We start from the raw sequence: 17079 nt of genomic DNA, 5'->3' as shown, positions 1-17079 counted from the left end.
TAGGGCCCTAGTGAAACTGGACCCCAGCGATCAGACCGTGAACGGCTCGTTCTTCTCGGCCTTCTCGACCAGGCTGGCCGGGGGCTCGAAGCGCTCGCCGTACGCCGCGGCGAGCTCGCGGGCCCGGGCGACGAACGCCGCGGTGCCGGTGCCGGCGGGGCCTTCGTAGCCGTTGATGAACTGCGCCGCGCCGCCGGTGTTGGCCGGGAAGCCGATGCCGAAGATCGAGCCGATGTTGGCCTCGGCGGTCGAGTTGAGCACGCCCTCGTCGAAGCAGCGGACCGTCTCGATCGACTCGATGAACAGCATCCGGTCCTTGCAGTCCTGGATGTCGGGCTGCTCGTCGGCCGGCGTGAAGAGCTCGGACAGGCCGGTCCACAGCTTGCCGCGCTTGCCCGACTCGTCGTACTCGTAGAAGCCGGCACCCTTGAGCTTGCTCGGGCGGCCCGCCTCGATCATCGCGTCGATGACCTTCTCGGCCGGGTGCGGCGTGTAGGTGCCGCCGTCGCGCTCGACCGCAGCCTTGGTGGCGTTGCGGATCTTGACCATGAGCTCCATGTTGAGCTCGTCGGTGATCTGCAGCGGACCGACCGGGTAGCCGGCCTGCAGCGCCGCACGCTCGACGGTCATCGGGCGCACGCCCTCGCCGAGCATCGCCAGGCCCTCGTTGATCTGGGTGCCGATGACGCGGGAGGTGTAGAAGCCGCGGCTGTCGTTGACCACGATCGGGGTCTTGCGGATCTGCTGGACGACGTCGATCGCCTTCGCCGTGGCGGCGTCGGAGGTCTTCTCGCCGCGGATGATCTCGACCAGCGGCATCTTGTCGACCGGGGAGAAGAAGTGCAGGCCGATGAAGTCGTCGGGACGGTCGACGCCGTCGGCGAGCTCGGTGATCGGCAGCGTCGAGGTGTTGGAGCACAGCAGCGCGTCGGAGTTGATCACCGGGAGGATCTCGGCGAACACCTTGGCCTTGAGCGACGGGTCCTCGAAGACGGCCTCGATCACCAGGTCGGCACCGGCCGCGGCCTGCGGGTCGTCGGTCGGGGTGATCCGGCCGAGCAGCTCGTCGGACTTCTCCTGGGTGAGCTTGCCGCGCGAGACGGCCTTCTCGTTGATCTTCTGGGAGTACGACTTGCCGCGCTCGGCGGCCTCGAGCGAGACGTCCTTGAGGACGACCTCCATGCCGGCCTTGGCGCAGACGTAGGCGATGCCCGCGCCCATCATGCCGGCGCCGAGGACGACGACCTTCTTGGCGACGTACTGGTCGTGGCCCTGCGGACGCAGCTTGCCGGAGTTGATCGCCTGCAGGTCGAAGAAGAACGCCTGGATCATGTTCTTGGCGTTCTGGCCCGTGGCGAGCTCGACGAAGTAGCGCGCCTCGACGCGCTCCGCGCCCGCGAAGTCGAGCTGGGCGCCCTCGACGGCGGCCGACATGATCGCGCGGGGGGCGGGGTAGTCCGCGCCCTTGAGCGTCTTGCGCAGCGTGGCCGGGAAGACCGGGAGCATCTGCGCGAGCGCCGGGTGGGACGGGGTGCCGCCGGGCATCTTGTAGCCCTTGCGGTCCCACGGCTGCTGCGCCGCGGTCTCGTCGTCCTTGACCGAGGCGATCCACTTCTTGGCCGCGTCGACCAGCTGGTCGGCCGGGACGATCTCGTCGATGAGGCCCTTCTCGCGTGCCTGCTCGGGCTTGTAGCGCTGGCCCTGGAGGAGCACCTCGGTCAGCGCGGTCTGCAGGCCGAGCATGCGCACGGTGCGGGCGACGCCGCCGCCACCGGGCAGCAGGCCGAGGGTGACCTCGGGCAGGCCGATCTCGTAGCGACCCTCGGCCGCGATGCGGTGGTGCGTGGCCAGCGCGATCTCGAGGCCACCGCCGAGGGCAGCGCCGTTGATCGCGGCGACGACGGGCTTGCCGAGGGTCTCCAGGCGACGCAGGTCGGCCTTGATGCCCATGCTCTCCTCGAACATGCGCTGGGCGTCGGCCTTCGTGGCCTGCTGCAGCATGTTGAGGTTGCCGCCGGCGAAGAAGGTCTTCTTGGCCGAGGTGAGGACGACACCGGTGATGTCGTCCTTCTCGTCGTGCAGGCGGTCCACGGCCGCCTTCATGGCATCCTTGTAGGCCTCGTTCATGGTGTTGGCCGAGGCGGACGGGTCGTCCATCGTCAGGGTGACGATGCCGTCGTTGTCCCGCTCGTAGCGCACCGCGCTGGTGTCAGTCATGCGTGAGAGATCCGTTCTGTGGTTCGAGAGTCAGTGAGGGCGGGCGGGGCGTCAGACGCGCTCGACGATCGTGGCGATGCCCATGCCGCCACCGACGCAGAGCGTGGCCAGGCCGCGCTGCAGGTCGCGGCGCTCGAGCTCGTCGATCAGGGTGCCGAGGATCATCGCGCCGGTCGCACCGAGCGGGTGGCCCATCGCGATGGCGCCGCCGTTGACGTTGACCTTGTCGTGGTCCAGGTCGAGGTCGCGCATGAAGCGCATCGCGACGGCGGCGAACGCCTCGTTGATCTCGAACAGGTCGATGTCGTCCACCGTCATGCCGGCCTTGGCCAGTGCCTTGCGGCTCGCGGGAGCCGGGCCGGTGAGCATGATCGTCGGGTCGGCGCCGGAGACGGCGGCCGCGACGATGCGGGCCCGCGGGGTGAGGCCGAGGTCCTTGCCGACCTGCTCGTTGCCGATCGCGACGATCGCGGCGCCGTCGACGATGCCCGAGGAGTTGCCCGCGTGGTGCACGTGGTCGATGCCCTCGAGCCAGTGGTACTTCTCCAGCGCGACGGAGTCGAAGCCGAGGTCGCCGTGGAACTGGAAGCTCGGCTTGAGGCCCGCGAGGCTCTCGACGGTCGTGCCGGGGCGGATGAACTCGTCCTTCTCCAGCACCATGAGGCCGTTCTGGTCCTTGACCGGGACGACCGAGCGGTCGAAGTAGCCGTTGGCCTGCGCCTTGGCGGCACGCGCCTGCGACTCGGCGGCGAAGCCGTCGACGTCCTCGCGGTCCCAGCCCTCGATCGTGGCGATCAGGTCGGCGCCGATGCCCTGGGGCACGAACGCGGTGGAGAACGCGGTGGCCGGGTCGGAGGCCCACGAGCCGCCGTCGGAGCCCATCGGCACGCGGCTCATCGACTCCACGCCACCGGCCAGGATCAGGTCCTCCCAGCCGGAGCGGATGCGGCCGGCGGCCTGGTTGACGGCCTCGAGGCCGGAGGCGCAGAAGCGGTTGAGCTGCACGCCGGCGACGGTGTCGGGGTAGCCCGCGGCCAGCGCCGCGGTCTTGGCGATGTCGCCACCCTGGTCGCCGATCGGGGAGACCACACCCAGGACGACGTCGTCGACGCGGGACGGGTCGAAGCCCTCGTGACGCGTGCGGACCTCGTCCAGCAGCGTGGTCACCAGGTCGATGGGCTTCACCTCGTGGAGGGAGCCGTCCTTCTTGCCCTTCCCCCGCGGGGTCCGGATCGCGTCGTACACGTACGCCTGTGGCGAGTCAGCCATGGAGTCCCAACTTTCGAGCGAGCGTCCGCGCCCAGGAACCGGGCGCGCAGATGACATCGTCTGATTGTGACACTCTTACTGTCACGGTCGTCAATGGCCCGGCCGCGCAGGGGCGTGTGACGGGCGTCGCACCCCGCGGCCCCGCCATACGGCGGCGAGGGCGAGGTCGAGCAGGGCCCAGGGGACGTAGACCGCCCAGAACACGAGGAAGAACCGTCGGGTGGTCGCGTCGGTGCCGCTCACCGGCCCCCAGAGCAGCGCGACCTCGCCGGCGATCCAGGCGACGTGCACCAGCGCGACGAGCAGGAGGGCGGTGCCCACCCACGCCCGGGAGGTACGACGGACCAGGTCGCGCACCAGCAGTGCCCCGGCAACCAGGCTGACCAGCCCCACGCCGAGGAGCAGCAGGCCAGGGACCAGCCAGTCGGAGAACGGCGTGTGGACCAGCCAGGCGGTGTCCCAGCTCATCGCCGAGCCGTCGGGCGCGCCGAGGATCCCGACGGAGCCACCGATCGCGGCGACCCCCCACAGGAGCATGCTCAGGGCCAGCAGCCGTGCGGGCCACGGACGTCCACCCACACCTCCACACTAGGCCTGGACGGCGGCCCCGGAGCCCAGCAGCCCGTCCACGTCGGACACGCCCCACGCCTCGAGGACGTCGCGGGTGCCGCCCCCCGGCACGGAGGGGCCGGTGGTCAGGGTGGCCTCGGTCCGCGAGAACCGCGGAGCGGGGGCGGGCTGGAGCAGGCCGTCGCGCTCGACGTACACCTCGCGGGCGGCCATGTGGGGGTGCTGGGCTGCCTCGGTGAGCGGGAGGATCGGCGCGACGCAGGCGTCGGTGCCGTCGAAGACCTCGGCCCACTCCGCCTGGGTGCGCGACCGGAAGGTCTCGGTGAGCACCGTGCGCAGCTCGCCGAGCGAGGCGAAGTCGTTGCGGTCCGGGGCGGTGTCCTCGATCCCGAGCAGCCGGACCATCTCGGCGTAGAACTGCGGCTCGAGCGCGCCGACGCTCATGTGCTTGCCGTCGGAGGTCTCGTAGACGTCGTAGTAGGGGATGCCCCCGTCGAGCAGGTTGGCCGCGCGCTTCTCCTGCGCCCAGCCACCGGCGAGGATCGCGGCCCACATGAGGTTGAGGTGCGCGGCGCCGTCGACGATCGCGGCGTCGACGACCTGGCCCTGGCCGGAGACCCGCGCCTCGAGCAGAGCGGCCAGCACGCCGATGACCAGGTAGGCCGAGCCGCCGCCGAAGTCGCCGACGACGTTGCTCGGGAAGTGCGGCCGGCCGGGGTCCTGGCCGAGGCCGTGCAGCACCCCGGCGATCGCGATGTAGTTCATGTCGTGGCCGGCGGTGTGGGCCAGCGGGCCGGTCTGGCCCCAACCGGTCATGCGCCCGTAGACCAGGGCGGGGTTGAGCGCGAGGCAGTCGTGGGGGCCGATCCCGAGCCGCTCGGTCACGCCCGGCCGCATGCCCTCGATGAGCACGTCGGCCGAGGCGATCAGCTCCTTGAGCGCGCGCAGGGCCTCGGGGTCCTTCAGGTCCATCGCCACCGACGGGCGCCCGCGGGTGAGCAGGTCGGCCCCGCGCGGGCCTGCCGAGGCGGCGCCGCCGGGCCTCTCCACCCGGACGACGTCCGCGCCGAGGTCGGCGAGGATCGTCGCGGCGTGCGGGCCGGGCCCGATGCCGGCGATCTCGACGACCTTGATGCCCCGAAGCGGTCCGGTCCCCTGGCCAAGCGCGTAGTCACCCATGGCCCGGATTCTGACAGCAGAACTGTCACGGTCGCCAGAGGGATCACCAACCCAGCCCTTGCCATATCGCAAAGCAACATGATCTTATTGATTCTCGATGCGGACTTGCCGCGTCTCGATGTCGAGGAGCGTCTCATGCACCGAGGATTCGTCGCCGCGGCGTGGGTCGCCCTTGTTGCGGCCGTGGTGAGCGCCGCGTTCGCGGTCTACGCCGTCGTGGTCGGCGCGCTCGTGCTCACCGGCCAGACCGGGCTGCCGCTGCACAAGGCGGTGGGCCCCGTCCACCTCGACTCCGCGATCTCGATGCCGGTCCGGCTCTTCGTCGAGGTCTGCGACCCGGCGGTCTTCGCCGCCAGGCGCAACCCGCCGGGCGACTGCGCCGCCTTCGCCTTCGACCGCGACCGCGCCGAGGAGGTGTCCCCGGGCCGGTTCCGGGGCGTGGAGGTCCAGAACGACGTCGAGCCCGTCTCGGCGGTGATGGACGGCGACCTGGCCCTCCGGGTCCCTCCGGGCTGGAGCCCCTACGTGGCGGCCAAGATGGCGGGCACCGCGGTCTGGGCCGGCCTGTTCTCGCTGCTGCTGTTCCAGCTGTCGCGCTTCCTGCGCGCCGGGGCCGCGGGTCGCGCCTTCGGCCAGGTCGACCGGCTGCGCGGCATCGGGGGGCTGGTCATCGCGATGGCGCTGCTCGACCCGGTCATCAGCCAGCTCACCCGGCCCGAGGCGCTCGGCTACGGCTTCCAGTCCCGCGGACCCGGGCCCATGCTCGTGCCGGGCACCGAGAGCTCGCTCAACGTGTCCGCGGTCGCCCTGGGCCTGCTCGTGGTCCTGGTCGCCGAGGTGCTGCGCCGCGGCGCGGAGATCGAGGCCGAGCAGGAGCTCACCGTCTGATGGCGATCGAGGTCCGGCTCGACCGGATGCTGCTGGAGCGGCGGATGACCCTCACGGAGCTGGCCGACCGGGTCGGGATCACGGTCGCCAACCTGTCGATCCTCAAGACCGGCAAGGCCAAGGCGGTGCGCCTGCACACCCTCGAGGCGGTCTGCCGCGAGCTGCAGTGCCAGCCGGGCGACCTGCTGGAGTACGTCCCCGACTGAGTGAAGTGCAACTCGTTGCATGCCTTGTGCAACTCGTTGCATACTCCTCCGCATGGCCCTCGAGCACGCGATCCTCGTCTCGCTCAGCGAGCGTGCCGGCGCGGGGCTCGACCTGACCCGGCGCTTCGACCGCTCGATCGGCTACTTCTGGACCGCCACCCACCAGCAGATCTACCGCGTGCTCGGTCGCATGGAGTCCGACGGCTGGGTCGTCTCGACCGCCGTCGCCCAGTCCGGCCGCCCCGACAAGCGCGTCTACGAGGTCACCGAGGCCGGGCGGGCCGAGCTGCGCCGCTGGCTGGGCGAGCCGCTCCTGCGCGAGTCCCACCGCAGCGACCTCGCGGTCAAGCTGCGCGCCGCGTCGTACGGCGACCGCGCGGCCCTGCTGCGCGAGGTCGCCGCCCTGCGTGCCGAGCACGCCACCCGGCTGGCCGGCTACGAGCAGATGGCCGCCACGCAGTACCCCCACCCCGACGAGCTCGAGGGTGCCGACCTCGACCACTACCTCGTCCTGCGCGGCGGCGTCCGCATGGAGGAGTTCTGGGTCGAGTGGCTCGGTGAGTACCTCGACGCCCACGGCGCGACCGAGGTCCCGACAGGCTCGACCACCACGGAGGAACGATGAACCCCTACCCCACCCTGCTGTCGCCGCTCGAGGTCCGCGGCGGGACGCTGCGCAACCGCACGGTCATGGGGTCGATGCACACCGGGCTCGAGGACCGCCCGTGGCACGTCGACGAGCTGGCGGCGTACTTCGCCGAGCGCGCCCGCGGGGGCGCCGGGCTGATCGTCACCGGCGGCTACGCCCCCAACGTGCGTGGGTGGCTGCTGCCGTTCGGCTCGCAGATGACCACACGCCTCAACGCGGCGCGGCACCAGCGCGTGACCGAGGCGGTGCACGCCGAGGGCGGCAAGATCGCGCTGCAGCTGCTGCACGCCGGGCGCTACGGCTACACGCCGTTCTCCGTCAGCGCGAGCCCCAGCAAGTCCCCCATCACGCCCTTCAAGGCGTCCGGGATGAGCGGGAGAATGGTCGAGCAGACAATTTCCGACTTCGTGCGCTCCGCCGATCTCGCCCGCAAGGCCGGCTACGACGCCGTCGAGGTGATGGGGTCCGAGGGCTACCTGATCAACCAGTTCCTCGCCGCGCGGGTGAACAAGCGCGACGACGAGTGGGGCGGCACCGCCGACAAGCGGATGCGCTTCCCGGTCGAGATCGTGCGGCGCATCCGCGAGGCCGTCGGTGACGACCTCATCGTGATGTACCGCATGTCCCTGCTCGACCTGGTCGACGACGGCCAGACCTGGGACGAGACCGTCGAGCTGGCCCACCGGGTCGAGGACGCCGGCGCCTCGATCATCAACACCGGCATCGGGTGGCACGAGGCCCGCGTCCCCACGATCCTCACTCAGGTCCCCCGGGCGGCGTTCGCCTGGACGACCAAGCGCCTCCGCGAGGAGGTCGGCATCCCGGTCTGCGCGTCCAACCGGATCAACACCCCCGAGGTGTGCGAGCAGCTCCTCACCGACGGCAGCGCGGACCTGGTCTCCATGGCCCGGCCGTTCCTGGCCGACCCGAACTTCGTGAACAAGGCGGCCGAGGGTCGCGCCGACGAGATCAACACCTGCATCGCCTGCAACCAGGCCTGCCTGGACCACACCTTCTCGGCCAAGCGGGCCTCGTGCCTGGTCAACCCGCGCGCCTGCCACGAGACCGAGCTGGTCCTGCTGCCGGTGCCGCGCACGCGCGCCAAGCAGGTCGCGGTCGTCGGTGCCGGACCCGCCGGGCTCGCCGCCGCGCTCAACGCCGCCGAGCGTGGTCACCGCGTGACCCTCTTCGAGGCCGAGGAGGAGCTCGGCGGCCAGTTCCGCTACGCCATGCGCGTCCCGGGCAAGGAGGAGTTCGCCGAGACCCTGCGCTACTACTCCCGGCGCCTCGAGGTGCTGGGCGTCGACGTGCGCACGGGCCACCGCGTGGCCGCCGACGACCTCGCGGCGTACGACGACGTCGTGGTCGCCACCGGGGTCGAGCCGCGGCGTCTCGACCTCCCGGGGAGCGACCACCCCAAGGTCGTGGCGTACGACGACGTGCTGGGTGGCCGGGTCGAGGTCGGGCAGCGGGTGGCCGTGGTCGGCGCCGGCGGGATCGGGGTCGACCTGAGCGTCTTCCTGACCCACACCGAGGAGGACCTCGACGAGTGGCTGGCCCACTGGGGCGTCGGGGACCCGTCGGTCGACCGCGGTGGCCTGACCGCCAAGAAGGACCGCACTCCCGCACGCGAGGTGTGGCTGCTGCAGCGCAGGACCAGCATGATCGGCAAGGACCTGGGCCGCACCTCCGGGTGGGCCCACCGCATCGTGCTCAAGGACTCCGGGGTGCACCACGTGACCGGCGCGACCTACGACCTGGTCGACGACGCGGGGCTGCACGTCACCGTCGACGGCGAGCCGCGCGTGCTCGACGTCGACCACGTCGTGGTCTGTGCGGGCCAGGAGTCCGTCCGCGGGCTGTACGACGAGCTGGTCGAGCGGGGTGTCGCCGCCCACCTCGTCGGTGGGGCCGACGTGGCGGCCGAGCTCGACGCCAAGCGGGCGATCAAGCAGGGCACCGAGGTCGCCGCCCGGCTCTGAGCCTCCCCCAGCATCGCCCCGGGCTCCCCCGCCTCCCCGGACCGGACCGGAAGGTAAAGACTCGGGCCCAAGGTCCCGAACTGGTCATATGACCATGAATCGACTGGCATCCTGGGCGGCGGAAGAGACGGGGAGGGGTCCCCGCTCGGGGTGAGGGAGAACCACGCATGCACCAGGGACACCAGGGACTCGTCGCGCGCGCCGTCGCCGGCATCGTCACCGCCATCGCGCTGATCGCCGGGCCCGGCCTGGTCTCGGTCGCGCAGGCCGACTCGATGACCGCCGCGCAGCACTGCCGGCACGAGCGGCAGGACGTGCGCCACGCGACGTCCGCGCTGAAGAAGGCCACGGCGAAGAAGAAGAAGGCCGCCAAGAAGGTCAAGAAGGCCCACGGCAAGAAGGCCAAGACCAAGGCCAGGAAGGCGCTCAAGAAGGCCACGCGCCGGCACAAGCTGGCCACGCGCAACCTCAAGGCCCAGCGCGCCCAGATGTCGCGTTGGTGCAGCGCCGCCAAGAAGCAGGCGGACGCCACCACCAAGGGCCAGGAGACCAAGGCCGGCTACGAGGACACCACGTCCGGCGGCTCGACCGGCGGGTCCACCGGCGGGTCCACCGGCGGGTCCACCGGCGGCTCCACCGGCGGCTCCACGGGCGAGCCCTCCAGCAGCCCGCTGCCGCCCACGCTGCTCGCGGCGCTGACCACGGCCTCCGACACCGCGCAGGCTGCGATCGACCAGCTGCTGGCCCAGGTCCCCGGCGCCACGCCGGAGCAGCTCGACCAGATCATGGCGCAGCTCGACGCGCTCGACCCGAGCGCGCTGCAGATGTCGGTCGAGGAGCTCGTCACCCAGCTGCAGACCGCCGGCGGCGACCCCGCGGCGCTCCAAGCGCTCATCGAGGGACTGCTGGGCAACGCCACCGCCGGGATGCCGGTGCCGGCGACCGGTGACCTCGCCGACCTCCGGTCCACCCTGCAGACGCTGGTCACGACCCTGACCGCCTTCGACCCGTCCACGGGTGCGGCCGGTGTGGCCGCGCTCAGCGCGGCGGTCGACGCCGTCACCGACCAGCTCGCCGCGGCGGCGCCGCAGCTGACCACCCTGTTCACCACCCTGGCGGGACTGAACAGCGGGACGGTCCCCTCGGACCCGACCGACCTGTTCGTCCTGCTGCAGGACGCCGTCACCGGCGTCGTCGGCGACGCCGGGACGACCACGGTGGTCACCGACACGCTCGGCGGTCTCCTCGGGGGCCTCGGGGGCCTCGGCCTCTGACCCCGTCGACCACACCGCACCCACCGCACCCACCGCACGCACCGCACGCACCGCACGCACCGCACGCACAGGGCGCGGGCGACCTCCGGGCCGCCCGCGCCCTGCCGCGTCCGGGCCCGTCCGGGCCCTTCCGGACGCCGGGGGTCCTCAGGGGTGGTGGTGCCCCAGGTCCTCGTGCTCGCGGTGGGACCGCGGCTCGACCTGGAAGGTCACGTGCTCGACGTCGAAGTCGTCGCCCACGCACGCGCACAGCTCGTCGAGCAGCGCGCCGAGCCCGCGGGACGCCAGCGCCCCGTCCTCGACCACGACGTGGGCCGACAGGGACGGCACGCCGCTGGTGATGGTCCACACGTGCAGGTCGTGCACCTCCACGACCCCGTGGATCCCGCTCAGCCGGGAGCGCAGCTCGTCGACGTCGACGTCGCGCGGGGTCGCCTCGAGGAGCACGTCGACGGCCTCGCGCAGCAGCAGGAAGGAGCGCGGCAGCACCATCGCGGCCACCAGCAGCGTCGCGACGGGATCGGCCCGGTCGACGCCGGTGGTGAGCACCACCAGCGCGGCGACGAGGACGGCGACGGAGCCCAGGAGGTCGGTGAGCACCTCGAGGTAGGCCGCGCGCAGGTTGAGCGAGGACTCCTTGCGGGTGCTCAGCAGCCGGAGCGCGACCAGGTTGCCCAGCAGCCCCAGTCCGGCCACGGCCAGCATCGGCCCGCCGTCGACGGGGTGCGGGTCGGCCAGCCGGCGTACGCCTTCCACGACGAGGAAGCCGCACAGCGCGAGCAGGACCACGGCGTTGGCGAGGGCGGCGAGGATCTCGGCGCGCTGGAGGCCGAAGGTACGACGGTCCGTGGACGGCAGCGCCGCGAGGTGGGAGGCCGAGAGCGCGATCGCGACCGCGGCGGAGTCGGTCAGCATGTGGCCGGCGTCGGCCAGGAGCGCCAGGGAGCCCGTGGCCAGGGAGCCGACCACCTCGACGGCCAGCACGGACAGGGTGATCGCCAGGACGTACCTCAGCCGGCGGCGGTCCTCCGCCCGTCCGGCGGCCCAGTCGTGGCCATGCCCGTGTCCCACGGGGCCGAGCCTAGGGCGGGCTCCTGCGCCGGGACGTGGGAGACCCCGGCGCAGGGAACGGACGGCGGCGAGACCCGGCCCCCGGACGTGGTGGCTGGGTCGCACCCACGTCCGGCGTGTGCCTGCCGGCCCACACCGCCGCCCGCCCGTCGGGCGGCGGACGATCCTCCACATCGCCCGTCGCCCAGCAGCCGGTGTCGCCCCGTCGGGCATCGACCTGCCGCTCGTGCCGCCGGAGGCTGGAGCCGGGATGGAGAGGTGGGAGACACCCGGCTCCGGTGCGTCCCACCTGAGCGGGCAGGGGGCAGCTGGGACTCCGCCGCGCCCGGGAGACGCACCTGTGAGGACGACGGTCCGGCGAGCACGATGGCCGCCACCCCCACGATCTGGGTCAGTCGAGGGCGAGGCTCTCCCCACTGCGCAGGCTGCTGGTGTAGGCCAGCGCGCCGAGCACCCACAGGACCGACGGGGTCAGGCCGAGCAGCAGGGCACTGCTGTCGGAGTACATCCACGTCCCGACGAACAGGCTCATGATCGCCGCCACCGCGACGGCGGTCTGCCGGTCCTGCTTGAGCGCGAAGAGCGTGAGCGCCACCCCCGCGACGCCGTAGGCCAGGCCGACCCACAGCCCGGAGACAGCGAAGAAGACCGCCTCGACCACCACCACCATCGTGCCGATGGCGAGGAAGGTGTCACCGAGCGAGAGGAAGCCCTCCTCCTCGGCGTAGCGACGGGCCGCGACCAGGCCGGTCACGACGGTCAGGACCAGCGTGGCCAGCGCGAAGGCGTTGAGCCCGGCGGTGCCGTCGGCGACGGCGGAGCAGCCGTCCGCGCCCCCGACGAGCGAGACGTAGCCGGCACAGCTGCCGGTGCGGACCATGGCGACCTGGTAGGCCACCCCGACCAGCAGGCCGGTGACGGCCGAGAGCAGGCCTTGACGGAAGGTGCGATTCACGGTGGGTGCCTCCTGCACGACCGAGCCAGGCGCCGCACGGACCTGCTCCCTCCGACCAGGTCCGCTCCCTCGAGCGGCTAGCACAAGGGTAGGTGGCATTTGTCCACTTTGTCACTAAAAGGACCGGACGGGCGACCTCCCCCCGGGCGAACGGTCAGGGCAGGAGCAGCCGCAGCGCCCCGGGGCGCACCGTCGCGGTGAGCGGGAGCGGACCGATCCGCTCGCCGTCGCCGTACCCGACCACGCCCTCCCCGGCCACGCGCACCTGCGAGCCGTGCAGGACGGTGACGCCGTCGAGCTCGACGTGCGAGCCGTCGTACACCTTGGGCAGGCGGCGGATCATCGAGAGCCGCGAGCCGGCGGGCAGCACGACCACGTCGAGGACACCGTCGTGCACGTCGGCCATCGGCGCGATGTGCATGCCGGAGCCGTAGTAGCCCGAGTTGGCCACCACGACGTTGAACGCCTCCTGCACGTGCGTGCGCGCGTCGACCGTCACGTGGAACTCCACCGGCTGGTACGACGCCAGCGCGCGGACCGCGGCCGAGGGGTACTGCAGCGCCGCGGGCATCCGCCGCGAGCGGTCCACGATCTCGGAGGCCAGCGAGTCGACCCCGGCGTAGAGGCTGCCGAGCACGACGGTCGTCGCGCCCGCCCCGTCGGCCACCTCGATCACGTCGACCGGCGTGGGGTCGCCCTCGAGCAGGCAGTGCGCCACGCCCTCCGGGGTCCCCTCGAGCCGGAGCATGCGGGCGAAGTCGTTGCCGCGGCCCGACGGGACGATGCCGAGGGTGCCGCCGGCCGCGACGACGGTGCCGGCGATCGAGGCGAGCATGCCGTCACCACCGGCCGCCACGACCACCTCGCCGCGCTCCACCGCGTCGGTGGCGACCGCCTGGCTGTGCGCGGCGTCCCGGCTCTGCTCGACCGACACCCGTGCCCCGGCGCGCACCAGGAGCTCGGAGACCTGCCGCACCTTCTCCGGCGCCGTCCCGCCACCGGAGAGCGGGTTGACCAGGATCCGGAACGAACGGTCCGTCACGGGACCAGCACCCCCGGGTTGAGCACGCCGGCCGGGTCGAGCGCCTGCTTGACCGCGCGCAGCACCTCGACCCCGACCGGCCCGATCTCCTGGGCGAACCACTCCTTGTGGTCCTGGCCGACCGCGTGGTGGTGGGTGATCGAGGCGCCGTGGTCGACCATCGCCTGGCTGGCGGCGGCCTTGGCCTGCCTCCACTGGCCGAGCCCGTCCTCGAGCTCCTTCGCCGCGACGGTGAAGTAGAGCGAGGCCCCGGTCTCGTAGACGTGGGAGATGTGGCAGAGCACCAGTGGCGGGGTGCCCTGCCCGGCGAGCGCGCCCTCGACCGCGGACTTCACCGCGGCGTACACCTCGTCGAGGCGCGACCAGAAGGCGACGGTCTCGAAGGTCTCGACCAGGACGCCGACGTCGAGCAGCGCGTCACGGAGGTAGGGACCGTCGAAGCGGCCCTCGGCCCACGACTGCCCGACCTCCTCGCCGAGGTTCTCGCCACCGAGCTCCTCGAGCAGCTCGGTCGCGGCCGCGCGGGCGCGCTCGACCTGGGCCGGGGTGCCCTCGTAGCCGGTGACCATCAGGCAGCCGCCGGTGCTCTCGCCACCGACCGCGTCGGGACGGGCGAGGTTGACCGAGGTCTCCGCCTCGTCGGACAGGCGCAGCACGGTCGGCAGGACCTTGCCCTGCGCGAGGCGGCGCATCGCGTCGGCGCCCGCGGCGAAGGACTCCCAGCGCCAGCCCTCGTAGACCTTCACCTGCGGGATCGGCTTGACCTTGAGCGTCACCTCGGTGATCACGCCGAAGGCGCCCTCGGAGCCCATCACCAGCTCGCGCAGGTCGGGACCGGCGGCGTTGGCCGGCGAGCTGCCGGCGACCAGGTCGCCCTGCGGGGTGGCCATCCGGAGCCGCATCACCATCGAGTCGAAGCGGCCGTAGCCCGCCGACGACTGGCCGCTCGAGCGGGTCGCGGCGAAGCCTCCGATCGAGGCGTAGCGGAAGGACTGCGGGTAGTGCCCGATCATCAGGCCGTGCTCGGCCAGCAGCTCCTCGGCCTCGGGCCCGAGGAGGCCGGCCTCGAGGGTGGCCATGCCCGACCTCTCGTCGACCTCGAGCAGCCGGTTCATCAGGCGCAGGTCGAGCGCGACGACGCCGTCGAAGCCGTCACGGCGGGCGGCCAGGCCGCCCACGACCGACGTACCTCCCCCGAACGGGACCAGCGCGACCTGGTTGTCGGCACACCACGAGACCACCGCGGCGACCTCCTCGTGCGAGGCCGGGCGTACGACGGCGTCGGGGGCGTCGGCGCCGTCCCCCTCCCGCATGCGGAGCAGGTCGGGGGTGGACTTGCCGCGCGTGCGGGCGATGCGCCACTCGGCATCGGTGTGCACGTGGTCCTCGCCGACGAGACCGGCCAGTGCGGCGAGGTGCTCGTCGGAGAGCCCGACCTCGGGCAGGCGCACGTCGGCCTGCGGGACGGCGGGGCGCTCGGTCAGCTCGCCGAGGAACATCTCGATGAGCTCGCGCATGGAGTCCGAGACCGGGTGGGACCTCGCCGGGTCCCCCCAGCGGGCCCAGTGCATCTGGGAGTCGAGGTCGATGGTCATGCACGCCAGTGTGATACACTGTGACACATGACGTCAAGTCGTCACATCGACACGCCTGATCCCGACACCGTCGTGCTCGACGCCGCCCGGGCCAGCATCCTCGCCGTGGGCTTCCGGCGCTCGACATTGACCGACATCGCCAAGCGCGCCGGCATCTCGCGCATGACCATCTACCGCCGCTGGGACGACATGCAGGCCGTGCTCGCCGACCTGCTCGTGCGCGAGTGGGACACCGCGCTGCGCGAGGCCCTGGCGGCGACGACGACCGCCTCCCCCACCCCGGCCGCGCTGGCCGGCGGGGTCGTCGAGACGGTCCGGCTGCTGCGGGCCGACGAGCTGTTCGCCCGCATCGTCGAGGTGGACCCCGAGCTGCTGCTCCCCTACCTGCTGCAGCGGCGCGGCCGCAACCAGGACCGCATCGTCGAGGTCCTCGCGACCGCGGTCCGGCTCGGCCAGTCCGAGTCCCTCCTGCGCGAGGGCGACCCGGTGACGATCGCGCGCTCCGTCGTACTGGCCGCGCAGGGCTACGTGCTGTCCCTGACCACCATGACCGACCCCGACGTCACCGAGGACGCCCTGCTCGGCGAGCTCGCCCATCTGATCGAAGGACACCTCCAGCCATGACCGTCTCGCTCAACGCCGCCCGCCGCACCGCCGACCTCGACGCCCTCGCCGGCGGCGCCCCGGTCGACGTCCTCGTGGTCGGTCTCGGCGTCACCGGGGCAGGCGTCGCCCTCGACGCCGCGTCGCGCGGGCTGCGCGTGGTCGCCGTCGACGCGCACGACCTCGCCTTCGGCACCTCGCGGTGGTCCTCCAAGCTCGTGCACGGCGGCCTGCGCTACCTGGCGAAGGGCCAGGTCGGCGTCGCCCACGAGTCCGCGGTCGAGCGGGGGGTCCTGATGACCCGGACCGCTCCCCACCTCACCCACGCGATGCCCATGGTGATCCCGCTGACCGACGCGGTCGGCAAGCCGCAGGCCGCGCTCGCGATGCAGGGCCTGCGGGCCGGCGACCTGCTCCGGCGCATGGCCCACACGCCACGGGGGCTGCTCCCCGGCCCGCGCCGACTTTCTGTCGAGCAGACAATTGCTCGCGTGCCCGGGGTGAGCCGGGCGGGTCTCCGCGGCGGCCTCCTGTCGTACGACGGCCAGCTCGAGGACGACGCCCGCCTCGTCACCGCGCTGGCGCGCACCGCCGCGGCCCACGGCGCTCGCGTGCTGACCAAGGTGCGCGCCACCGACCTCGCCGGCGACTCCGCCACGCTGCGCGACGAGGTGACCGGGCAGACCCTGACCGTGAGGGCGCGCGCGGTCGTCAACGCGACCGGGGTCTGGGCCGGCGGGCTCGTGGACGGCCTGACCCTCACCCCGAGCCGGGGCACGCACCTCGTGCTGCGCGCCGACCGGATGCCCGGCACCGACGTGGCCGTCTCGGCCCCCGTCCCCGGGTCGACCAACCGGTTCGTGTTCACGCTCCCGCAGGCCGACGGCCTGGTCTACCTCGGCCTGACCGACGAGGCGACCGACGAGATCCCCGACGTGCCGCGCCCCGAGGAGCACGAGGTCGACTTCCTGCTCGACACGATCAACCGGGTGCTGGCCCGCCCCCTCACCCGCGACGACGTCGTCGGGTCCTACGCCGGGCTGCGTCCCCTGCTGTCCGCCGAGGGCTCGACCTCCGACCTGTCGCGGCGGCACGCGGTCCTCACCTCGACCACGGGTGTGGTCACGATCGTCGGCGGCAAGCTGACCACCTACCGGCGCATGGCGCAGGACGCGGTCGACCAGGCGGTCAGCGCGGCCGGGCTCGGCGCCGGGTCCTCGGTGACCGCGTCGCTGCCCCTCGTGGGAGCCGCGCCCCGCCACGAGCTGGCGCGCATCGTGGCCCCCACCCGGCTGGTCCGCCGCTACGGCACCGAGGCCCCCGCCGTGGTCGCCGCGGCCGTCGAGGCGACCGGCCTGCCCGAGGCCGACCTCCTCGCGCCGCTGTCCGACCGGGTCCCCGTCACCCGGGCCGAGCTGGTCTTCGGCGTGACCCACGAGGGAGCCCTCGACACCTCAGACCTGCTCGACCGCCGTACCCGCATCGGACTCGTGCCTGTCGACCGGGAGGCCTGCGAGGACGCCGCCTCCTGGGCCCTCTCCGTCGCGGGCTGAGCGCCCTCCAGGCGGACGTCCCCCGG

General features: G+C 72.6%; 15 protein-coding genes. 7 read left to right on the top strand and 8 right to left on the bottom strand.

Features of this window, described 5'->3' with window-relative positions; translation table 11 throughout:
* Positions 1 to 30 precede the first annotated feature (30 nt).
* The 4 genes from J2S63_RS11430 to J2S63_RS11415 form a co-directional block, all read right to left on the bottom strand.
* Positions 31 to 2217, bottom strand: coding sequence for a 3-hydroxyacyl-CoA dehydrogenase NAD-binding domain-containing protein (locus J2S63_RS11430; protein ID WP_310302047.1), 2187 nt, complete (start codon positions 2215 to 2217; stop codon positions 31 to 33).
* Between the two features lie 51 nt (positions 2218 to 2268).
* Entirely contained in the window at positions 2269 to 3486 is a 1218-nt protein-coding gene (locus J2S63_RS11425; RefSeq protein ID WP_310302045.1) for an acetyl-CoA C-acetyltransferase, read from the bottom strand.
* Between the two features lie 90 nt (positions 3487 to 3576).
* A complete protein-coding gene (locus J2S63_RS11420; RefSeq protein WP_310302042.1) occupies positions 3577 to 4065 on the bottom strand; it encodes a hypothetical protein in 489 nt (162 codons plus the stop codon).
* A gap of 9 nt (positions 4066 to 4074) precedes the next feature.
* On the bottom strand, positions 4075 to 5235 hold the full coding sequence (locus J2S63_RS11415; RefSeq protein WP_310302039.1) for a CaiB/BaiF CoA transferase family protein: 1161 nt from the start codon (positions 5233 to 5235) through the stop codon (positions 4075 to 4077).
* A 135-nt stretch (positions 5236 to 5370) separates the two neighbouring features.
* Between J2S63_RS11415 and J2S63_RS11410 the strand changes: the two genes are divergently transcribed.
* The 5 genes from J2S63_RS11410 (at position 5371) to J2S63_RS11390 (ending at position 10234) form a co-directional block, all read left to right on the top strand.
* Complete coding sequence (locus J2S63_RS11410; RefSeq protein WP_310302037.1) at positions 5371 to 6123, top strand: DUF2975 domain-containing protein; 753 nt, start codon at positions 5371 to 5373, stop codon at positions 6121 to 6123.
* Entirely contained in the window at positions 6123 to 6329 is a 207-nt protein-coding gene (locus tag J2S63_RS11405; RefSeq protein WP_310302035.1) for a helix-turn-helix domain-containing protein, read from the top strand. Before J2S63_RS11410 ends, J2S63_RS11405 begins: the two co-directional genes overlap by 1 nt.
* A 52-nt stretch (positions 6330 to 6381) precedes the next feature.
* Complete coding sequence (locus tag J2S63_RS11400) at positions 6382 to 6954, top strand: PadR family transcriptional regulator (RefSeq protein WP_310302033.1); 573 nt, start codon at positions 6382 to 6384, stop codon at positions 6952 to 6954.
* Positions 6951 to 8960: an FAD-dependent oxidoreductase gene (locus tag J2S63_RS11395; protein WP_310302031.1), complete on the top strand. Its 2010-nt coding sequence runs from the start codon at positions 6951 to 6953 to the stop codon at positions 8958 to 8960. Before J2S63_RS11400 ends, J2S63_RS11395 begins: the two co-directional genes overlap by 4 nt.
* Positions 8961 to 9127: 167 nt before the next feature.
* Positions 9128 to 10234 carry a hypothetical protein gene (locus tag J2S63_RS11390; protein WP_310302029.1) on the top strand — a complete coding sequence of 369 codons (1107 nt, stop codon included), beginning with the start codon at positions 9128 to 9130 and terminating at the stop codon, positions 10232 to 10234.
* Positions 10235 to 10381: 147 nt separating this feature from the next.
* Here J2S63_RS11390 and J2S63_RS11385 read toward each other — a convergent pair whose 3' ends face one another.
* The 4 genes from J2S63_RS11385 to J2S63_RS11370 all read right to left on the bottom strand — a co-directional run bounded on the left by J2S63_RS11385 (position 10382) and on the right by J2S63_RS11370 (position 14897).
* Entirely contained in the window at positions 10382 to 11305 is a 924-nt protein-coding gene (locus J2S63_RS11385) for a cation diffusion facilitator family transporter (RefSeq protein ID WP_310302026.1), read from the bottom strand.
* A 391-nt stretch (positions 11306 to 11696) separates the two neighbouring features.
* A complete protein-coding gene (locus tag J2S63_RS11380) occupies positions 11697 to 12260 on the bottom strand; it encodes a hypothetical protein (RefSeq protein ID WP_310302024.1) in 564 nt (187 codons plus the stop codon).
* Positions 12261 to 12414: 154 nt separating this feature from the next.
* A complete protein-coding gene (locus J2S63_RS11375; protein ID WP_310302022.1) occupies positions 12415 to 13302 on the bottom strand; it encodes a diacylglycerol/lipid kinase family protein in 888 nt (295 codons plus the stop codon).
* Complete coding sequence (locus tag J2S63_RS11370) at positions 13299 to 14897, bottom strand: FAD-binding oxidoreductase (RefSeq protein ID WP_310302019.1); 1599 nt, start codon at positions 14895 to 14897, stop codon at positions 13299 to 13301. Before J2S63_RS11370 ends, J2S63_RS11375 begins: the two co-directional genes overlap by 4 nt.
* A gap of 27 nt (positions 14898 to 14924) precedes the next feature.
* Between J2S63_RS11370 and J2S63_RS11365 the strand changes: the two genes are divergently transcribed.
* Positions 14925 to 15521, top strand: coding sequence for a TetR/AcrR family transcriptional regulator (locus tag J2S63_RS11365; protein ID WP_310302016.1), 597 nt, complete (start codon positions 14925 to 14927; stop codon positions 15519 to 15521).
* Complete coding sequence (locus tag J2S63_RS11360; RefSeq protein ID WP_310302014.1) at positions 15518 to 17053, top strand: glycerol-3-phosphate dehydrogenase/oxidase; 1536 nt, start codon at positions 15518 to 15520, stop codon at positions 17051 to 17053. The genes J2S63_RS11365 and J2S63_RS11360 overlap by 4 nt, the downstream gene beginning before the upstream one ends.
* Positions 17054 to 17079 lie beyond the last annotated feature (26 nt).

Source organism: Nocardioides marmoribigeumensis, assembly GCF_031458325.1.
Lineage (GTDB): Bacteria > Actinomycetota > Actinomycetes > Propionibacteriales > Nocardioidaceae > Marmoricola_A > Marmoricola_A marmoribigeumensis.
The sequence above is the reverse complement of the archived record's forward strand: the minus strand, read 5'-3'. Positions and strand labels throughout refer to the sequence as shown.